The organism is Paenarthrobacter sp. CM16 (assembly GCF_013179505.1).
Taxonomy (GTDB): domain Bacteria; phylum Actinomycetota; class Actinomycetes; order Actinomycetales; family Micrococcaceae; genus Arthrobacter.
Window position 1 is genome coordinate 1 of the sequence record NZ_JABMCX010000227.1, and the last position, 7,843, is coordinate 7,843.

Annotated in this window: 9 protein-coding genes; 6 read left to right on the forward strand and 3 right to left on the reverse strand. The window is 62.9% G+C overall.

What is annotated here, in order from left to right:
- Positions 1–349, reverse strand: a 349-nt coding sequence (locus HP499_RS17600; protein WP_172325498.1) for a hypothetical protein, incomplete at its 3' end; no start/stop codon positions are given.
- 323 nt (positions 350–672) lie between these two features.
- Here HP499_RS17600 and HP499_RS17605 point away from each other — a divergent pair.
- On the forward strand, positions 673–972 hold the full coding sequence (locus HP499_RS17605) for a type II toxin-antitoxin system VapB family antitoxin (RefSeq protein ID WP_011773432.1): 300 nt from the start codon (positions 673–675) through the stop codon (positions 970–972).
- Positions 973–1,033: 61 nt separating this feature from the next.
- Positions 1,034–1,681, forward strand: a complete 648-nt coding sequence (locus HP499_RS17610) for a LytR C-terminal domain-containing protein (RefSeq protein WP_172325499.1) — start codon at positions 1,034–1,036, stop codon at positions 1,679–1,681.
- Between the two features lie 21 nt (positions 1,682–1,702).
- On the opposite strand, the gene HP499_RS17615 is transcribed toward HP499_RS17610, so the two are convergent.
- Positions 1,703–2,440, reverse strand: a complete 738-nt coding sequence (locus tag HP499_RS17615; RefSeq protein WP_172325500.1) for a TetR/AcrR family transcriptional regulator — start codon at positions 2,438–2,440, stop codon at positions 1,703–1,705.
- Positions 2,441–2,482: 42 nt separating this feature from the next.
- Complete coding sequence (locus tag HP499_RS17620) at positions 2,483–3,490, reverse strand: LacI family DNA-binding transcriptional regulator (protein ID WP_172325501.1); 1,008 nt, start codon at positions 3,488–3,490, stop codon at positions 2,483–2,485.
- A gap of 106 nt (positions 3,491–3,596) precedes the next feature.
- On the opposite strand from HP499_RS17620, the gene HP499_RS17625 reads away from it, so the two are divergent.
- The 4 genes from HP499_RS17625 to HP499_RS17640 form a co-directional block, all read left to right on the forward strand.
- Positions 3,597–4,736: a Gfo/Idh/MocA family oxidoreductase gene (locus tag HP499_RS17625; protein WP_172325505.1), complete on the forward strand. Its 1,140-nt coding sequence runs from the start codon at positions 3,597–3,599 to the stop codon at positions 4,734–4,736.
- Positions 4,733–5,524, forward strand: coding sequence for a TIM barrel protein (locus HP499_RS17630; protein WP_172325502.1), 792 nt, complete (start codon positions 4,733–4,735; stop codon positions 5,522–5,524). Before HP499_RS17625 ends, HP499_RS17630 begins: the two co-directional genes overlap by 4 nt.
- Positions 5,525–5,681: 157 nt before the next feature.
- The gene (locus tag HP499_RS17635; RefSeq protein ID WP_172325503.1) at positions 5,682–6,683 is read left to right on the forward strand and encodes a LacI family DNA-binding transcriptional regulator; all 1,002 of its coding nucleotides are present in this window, start codon (positions 5,682–5,684) and stop codon (positions 6,681–6,683) included.
- 231 nt (positions 6,684–6,914) lie between these two features.
- On the forward strand, positions 6,915–7,843 hold a 929-nt coding region (locus tag HP499_RS17640; RefSeq protein ID WP_172325504.1), incomplete at its 3' end, for an extracellular solute-binding protein.

Sequence of the window (7,843 nt, forward strand, 5' to 3'; positions counted from 1 at the left end):
TTGCGGATGCTTCGGCGATGTTCCCGGGGAGCAGGTGCTGTTTGCGGATGTTGTCGCGTTGCTGCCAGGCTTCCATGTTCCTTTGCCGGGCTTTCTCTTGCTGCGCCCTGTGCTTGGCCTCGCCGACATCCTCGGCCAGAGCCGCCAGGACACCTGAAAGCTTGCCGCGATCATCGGACCTGATGCCGCAGGCGTCCTTGAACAGACGCCCGTAGCCCCCGTTGAAATCCTGCACTGCCTGCTCCACGGCCCCATGCAGGAAGCCTCCCTCGGCACGCAGAACCTCGTCGGCGGAGTTCGCGGCAGTGATCAGCGCGTCGGCCGCGCCCTCGTCAAAAGCAATTCCCATGCCCGCCCCCAAACCCGAACAATAAATCCAACGACTAGCATAACTGCTGTTTGTGCAATTGGAGGTCCATGGTGTTTGGACGGCTTTAGGAGGTTGTGTATGCCAGAGGGTGCCTAGATGCACCGGTTCCTGACGGCGGAGCGTGTGGCCGAGGAACTGAATGTGTCAGGGAAGCAAAGCAAGGTGTTGCTTGAGCGGACGATCTGCGGGCGTCCAGGTCCGGGGCCGTAGGAGCAGACGCCGGAAGTCACCTTTTGGCTACAACCTGCCTGTGCCGCGGGTCACAAGTTCCGTTAGGGCGCCAACTTCCATAGGCTTGCAGGGTGATCTTCAAAGCTGTGGGCGAGGGACGCCCGTACCCTGACCATGGATACTCGGCGCCGCGGGACTGGGCTGCCTTGCCTCCGCGCCCTATCCGCCTCGATGAACTGGTAACCACCAAACGGACCCTGGATTTGGAGGCATTGTTGGCTGAGGACTCAACCTTCTTTGGCGACCTTTTCCCACACGTCGTCCAGTACCAGGGCGTCATGTACCTCGAGGACGGACTCCACCGGGCCGTCCGCACGGCGCTCCACCAAAGGACCGCGATCCACGCACGTGTATTGGTAATCGATGGCTAGGCGGACGGGTCCCACCAGTCCGGAGGAGCCCCCAGCAAAAAAACGTAAGCGTCCCAAGGATGTGACGCTGCTCCATGGCCACCACGTGGTCACCGGCCCGGAGCTCCGAGCCACCTTTGCCGAGGATGCCGCGGCCCAGAAGAGCCGTTTCCGGCGCCGGCTGCTCCACGGAATTGTCCTGGTGCTGCTGGTGGGTGTGATCGCTGCCGGGGCGGTGGGAGCCTGGGCCATCATGAACGGCGTGATCAAAGTCCCCACCGCGATCGCCAGTAAAGCCCCGGTGAGCCTGTGCCCCACCACCACGTTCGACTACGTTCCGAACGAAACAGTGAACCTCAACGTCTTCAACGCAACCTCCCGCGGCGGCCTGGCAGGTACCGTGGCTGAGCAATTTACTGCCCGGGGCTTCAAAGTGGCCTCGGTGGACAACAGCGAGACCGCCTACGCCGGAGTGGCCGTGGTGGTTTCGGGAGTCAAGGGCCAGGCGGCTGCGTTCAATGTCCAGCGCAACCTTGCCGGCACGGACTACTTCCAGGACAACCGTGAGGACGAGTCCGTGGATGTCATCCTCACCTCAGGCTACGAAGGCCTGGTGGAATCGGAACTGGTGGATCAAACCCCGGGGAAGCTGCTGTGCCCGCGCGAGGACCTGCGGATTGCCGATAACTCCAAGTGGCCGATCATCCCGACGCTTCCAGCGGGGCAGTAACGGCAGGCAGCCGCCCCTGTACTAGCCCGCCAAGGCGTCGTGGATGGGTGCTTCCTGGACGGCTGCATCCAGTCGGATCGGCCGCCCGGCTTCGTCGAAGCGTGCGCCGGCCCCGAGCTGGATGAAATGTACGGTCTGCGCAGTATGGGCTTCAACAGATTCGTGTGCCTCAACAGCTGCCTTGATCTCGACGTCGGAGGCCGGGGCAGGCGCGGTAGTCCCGCCGTCGGGCGTTCGGTTGCGTCGCGCGGCGCTGGCAGACAGCGTTCCGTGAATGAGCCTCGCCAACTGGGCGACGTCGACGTCAGGAAGGTAGCCCTGGCGGACGCCGTCTTGAAGGATGTCCTGCAGAAGGATATTGAGATCGCCCACGTGGTCCGCGAGCTTCGCGAACGAACCCGGTGAGAGGACTGCGGCCATGGCAGGTCCCGGGGGCAGATGGCGGCGGCTCAGGTCCTCCACTTGCGCGCGGACGTAAAGGGCCAGCCTGTCCACGGGGTTTTCCAACGCGGCCAGTGACTCCCGGAGATCAACAATGAAGCGCTCGGTCTCGTCCAGGGCGTACGCGATCAGCAGTTGTTCCATATCCGCGTAGTAGTTGTAGACGGCGGTGCGGCCAACGCCCGCGTGGCGGGCGACGTCTGTCATGGTGAGGCCGGGGAGGCCATGGGTGAAGAGGAGTTCCCCGAAGGCCGTGAGAATCCTCCGTTGGGTCTCGGCGCGTTGGGCAGCGTTCGTGGCGGCCGTGATCCTGGGCATATAGACACTTTACAGTGATCTGTCACTAAGAGGGCAGCTTTGTCAGGTGTCGCTGTTTCCTTCAGGAGCCCGGGCCGTGGTTTTACGGATGACCAGGTGCGGTGTCCGGACCACGCTGCCCGGTGACTTTGCCCCTTCAATCCGGTCCACGGCGCGGCCAACGGCGGCGGCGGCAAGGAGCGGAGCGTCCTGGCTGACGGAGGTCAGCTGGACGTAGCTCAGCTTGGCGAAGTGGCTGTCGTCGTAGCCAATGACTGACACATTCGCAGGAATGCTGATCCCTGCGGCCTTGAAACTCTCCATAATTCCGAGCGCCGACCTGTCGTTGAAGGCGATGACGGCCGTGGGCAGGTCAGCCTGGAGGATCCTGCCCGCGTCCATGCCGTCTTCCTCTCCAGGGCCACCCGGAACAACCCAGGGGGTCAGTCCTCGCCGGATCATCTCCGCGCGGTACGCTTCCCGGCGATTTTCCGACGAAACCGCAGTGCCGCCGTCGACGTGAACGATCCTCCGGTGGCCCAAACTGACCAAGTGGTCAACTGCCATGGCGATGCCGGCTTGGTCGTCGCTGCTGACCGAATCCACAGCCTGCCCCACGTCGTCACGCAGAAGGCTTACCACCGGCACCGAACGGGCGTGCAGCGCGAGATCTTCCACGCCAAGGGTGGGGGCTATGACGATCAATGCCTCGGCGCCCACATCCAGCAGGGTCTCGATGGCGCGGGCCTCAGGCCTGCCGTTGGCGACGGCGCTAAGAGTTATTTCATAGCCTTTGGCCGACGCCTCGGCGTAGGCGGCATCGACAATTTCGGCATGAAAGGGCTGCGCGGTGGAGAAAGAGAGGCCCAGGAGCTTGGTCCGGCTGCTCCGCAGCAGCCTTGCACGGGAGTCTGCCCGGTATCCAAGGTCATTGGCTGCCTGAAGCACCTTTTGCCGGGTGGATTCGGCCGCTCCGGGAGCTCCCCGCATGACGATGGAAACCAGGGCGCGCGAGACGCCGGCCGCTTCGGCTACGTCCATCAGGGTGGGGCGGCGCTGCAGTTCTGACATATATCCTCCAGTTGCAACCAGTGTATAGAACGATCTAGACGGGACGTAAACCGCATGTCAATATAGTCGAACTAGAACGATCTAGATGAACATATTCAGGAGCACCATGGGATACCTTCAGCATCCGGTCAGTGAAGACCGGCCCGTTCGCATTGGCCTGATCGGGGCGGGGTGGATTGGGAGATTCCACGCCGAGTCCGTCGCGCGACGAATTCACAATGCCCGACTGGAGGCAATAGCGGATCCGTCCCTTCCCGCCGTCGAGGCCTTGGCCGACCGCCTGGACGTCGGGAAAATCACCACTGACCCCACCGATGTCCTGAATGACCCCGAGGTGGACGCTGTTCTCGTTGCTGCTCCGGCCCGCTTTCATTCCGGGCTGATAGCCGCGGCAGCGCGTGCTGGAAAGCATGTCTTCTGCGAAAAGCCGGGCGGCCGGACCCTGGAAGAACTCGACGAGGCACTGGAAGCGGCAGAGGCTGCAGGCGTGGTGGTCCAGTTCGGTTTCAACCGCCGCTACGCTGAGGACTTCGCTGCCGCCCGCAGGTTGATTGACCAAGGGGCTGTGGGAACCCCGCAGTTGTTGCGCTCCTTGACCCGTGATCCGGGCAGCCTGGAGGGGATTGCCAATCCGGAGCGGATTCCCCCGGGCGCCATCTTCCTTGAGACCCTTATTCATGACTTTGACACCCTGAACTGGCTGAACCCGGGGGCTGTCCCCGTTCGCGTTCATGCCGTGGCTGATGCCCTGGTAGCCCCTGAAGCAAAAGAGGGTGGGCTGTTGGACACCGCCGTGGTCACGGTGACCTACAGCAATGGAGCCATAGCTGTGGCCGAAGCCAACTTCAACGCCCTTTACGGCTATGACATACGGGGAGAAGTGTTCGGCTCCGCCGGAATGGTGACGGCCGGAGGCCCCCAAGCCAGCACGGCCACGAGCTACACTGCCGCCGGTATTCATTCGGATACTGTCCGACTGAACGTAGACCTCTTTCATGACGCCTATACGGCCCAACTGGCGCACTTTGTGGATGCCGTCAAGGCGGACCGCGACCGTAATGAAGCCGAGGCGGGGGCTGCTGCTGGAGCCGTCCGGGCTGCCGGTGCAGTCGACGCACGGAACGCGCTGGTTGTTGCCCTGGCCGCCTCCCGTTCGGCTCAGACCGGGCTGTCGGTGGAGGTGGCATCGATTGCCGCACTGCAGGCCGCAGAGCCTGCACTTCTCACTGCCGGGACCAAAGCATGAGTTTCCGCCTGGCTGCCTGCGCCGAAATGCTCTACGGGGAGCTGCCCTTGACGGAGCGGGTGGAAAGGATTCACGGGCAAGGCTTCGAGGTGGAGTTGTGGGACACCCGCGGCCGGGACATCACGGCCCTGGCGGCAACAGGAGCCCGGTTCTCGTCGATGAGCGGCTATTTTGGCGGCAGCCTCACTGATCCCGAAAGCGCCGATGAAGTGCTGGCATCGGCAGAGAAGTTGATTCCGACTGCACTGGAACTCGGCATCGAGCGCATGGTGGTCCACCCTGCGGAGCTGGGCGAGGGTGGCCGGGCTGTCCGGCCCGTTCATCGTTCTACCGGCGAAATGTGGCTCACGGGCAGGAGCACCCTCGAGCGTTTGGGGGTGTTGGGTGAAAAGTACGGCGTGGTGTTCGCGTTGGAGAACCTGAACACCGTCCTGGACCACCCGGGAATCCCGTTGGCGCGGGCCAAAGACACCCTGGCGCTGGTCTCGGCGGTTGACCACCCCAACGTCAGGATGATGCTGGACCTGTATCACGCTCAAATCGGCGAGGGGAACCTGATCGAACTGGTCCGGGCGGCTTTGCCCTGGGTGGGTGAAATACAAGTGGCTGACGTTCCAGGCCGGTGCGAACCGGGGACAGGGGAGATCAACTACCCGGGCGTCGCTGCTGCTCTCCAGGGCGTCGGTTATACGGGCGTCGTCGGCCTGGAAGCGAATGCCGCCGGAGGAGCCGGAGTGGAAGCAGGCGATGCGGCACTGGCGGCTTTCCGCGCCGCCTTCGAGAGCTAGCTAAGAGCGGCCTGCCCGCGGGGCCGGGATGGCACCGTACGCCCTCGCGTTGGCCATAGCTGGCGCGGGGGCGCTGCATCCAAGGGGCAAAATTCGCGTAGCATCAAGGAAAACCGGTCAATCGCATCGCCGGTGAACACTGTAGCTAGGGGGCGTATTGCGCGCAACGGTCAAGGACGTGGCGCGCCGTGCGGGGGTTTCGCCCAAAACGGTCTCGAACGTCATGAACGGGATCGTTCCGGTCAGTGGTCCCACCCGGCTCAGGGTAGAGCAGGCCATGGCGGAACTGGATTACGTGCCCAATCTATCTGCGCGCGGGCTGCGGAACGGCCGCTCGGGTGTTATCGGCCTGGCGTTGCCGGACCTCGCCACCCCGTTCTCGGCTGAACTTGCACAGAGCATTGTGGAGGTTGCCCACGCCCAAGGGTTCAGTGTCCAGATTGAGGAGACCGGCTCCGACCCCCACCGCGAGCATGAGTTGATGACCCGTGCCAGGGCCAACCTCATTGATGGGCTGATTCTTAATCCCGTGGTGCTCAAGGAAAGTGCCGTCCAGATGGGTGTGGCCTTGCCTCCGGTGGTACTGCTGGGTGAGGTTACCCAGCAACTGGCGGACCGCGTCTTTGTGGACAGCTTCGCCGCAGCGCGCGACATGACCCTGGCCTTGGCCAGGCCCGGCCGCCGGCGTATCGCTGTTCTGGGCGTCAACCGGGGAAGGCAATCAGCCACCGCGATCCAGCGGGCAGGCGGCTATGAAGCCGCGCTCCAAACACTGGGAATCGCCAAGGATGAATCGCTGATGATCTCTTGCGACAGTTGGACGCCAGCATCCGCTGCTGAATCACTGGCGGAGTACTTGGACGCCAATCCTTTGCCCGAGGCGCTGTTCTGTTTTACCGACTCCATGGCCCTTGGCGCCCTGAATACGCTGTGGAAAAGGGGAGTCCGCGTTCCGGATGACATTGCCGTGGCGGGTTTCGACGACGTGATCGACGGGCGCTTTGCCGTGCCTTCCTTGACCACCGTCTCCTTTGACAAGCGAGCCATTGCCACCCATGCCCTGCGCCTGCTGACTGAGCGCATGTCCGACAGGTCCCATGGGCAGCGTTTGGTTGAAATCGACTACACGATTGAGGAACGGGACAGCAGCAAGGCCTGATCCGAGAGCTGCCCACCAAATTGTGTGCGCTAACAATTTCCTCTTGCCCTGCACATTACATCGATGTAATGTGAGACCTGCGTCACCCCCGGGCCACCAAATACCCGAGTGTGGAGACGCGCCGGAGCCGGACTTCAAGCGGTGCAGCAGCAGTGCAGCGCAGCAACAACAACGCAGCAACACCGCAGTGCAGCAGTGACCTTTCAGCGGACCCATCCAAAGGAGTGACGGGTGAAGCAGTTTGAATCTTTGACCGGGAAGCAGTTGTCCCGGAGACAGTTATTGACAGGATCTGCCCTTCTTGGCGGAGGCCTCATGGCTACTGGCCTGACGGGCTGCGGAGGCGCGGCCCAGGCTACTGCAGTGCAGGACATCGGTTTCTGGCACCTCCTTTCCGGCGGTGACGGCATCAAGATGCAGGCCATGATCAACGCCGCTAACCAAGCGAACCCCGGCTTCAAGGTGCACCCCACGGTGCTGGCTTGGGGACCGCCGTACTACACCAAACTGGCCATGGCCTCCGCAGGTGGCCGTCCTCCCGAGGTGGCCATCATGCACGCCAGCCGGGTTCCCGGATACGCCCCTGGCGGACTTATTGAGCCGTGGGACTTGGACCTGCTTGCAGAGAACGGTGTAACGGCAGCCGACTTTGCCCCCAGGATCTGGGAGAAGAGCCAGCATGACGGCAAGGTCTTCTCCATCGCCTTGGATTCACACCCGTTCGTGATGTTCTACAACACGGACATCGCAGGGAAAGCCGGCGTCCTGGGCAGCAACGGGCAACTGCAGGAAGTGAGTTCTCCGGACGAGTTCAAAGCCATGGCTTTGGAAATGCAGAAGGTCACCAAGTCCCATGGCCTGTCCTTCGGCTACCTCGGCAGTGGATCGCAGATGTGGCGCTTGTTCTACACGCTCTACAAGCAGCACGGCGTGGACATGGAACTGACGCCGGGCCAGCCCATGAAGGTGGACCGGGACGCGGCCATTGAATCGCTGGAGTTCATGGCCTCCCTGTTTGACGACACCATCGCCGCCCAGGCCGGAGACATCAGCACGGGCATCGCGGAATTCGCCCGCGGCGGCTCAGGGATGCTGTTCAGCGGCGTTTGGGAATTGCCCACCATGAAGAAGGCCGGAATACCCGTTGATGCGGCCACCAT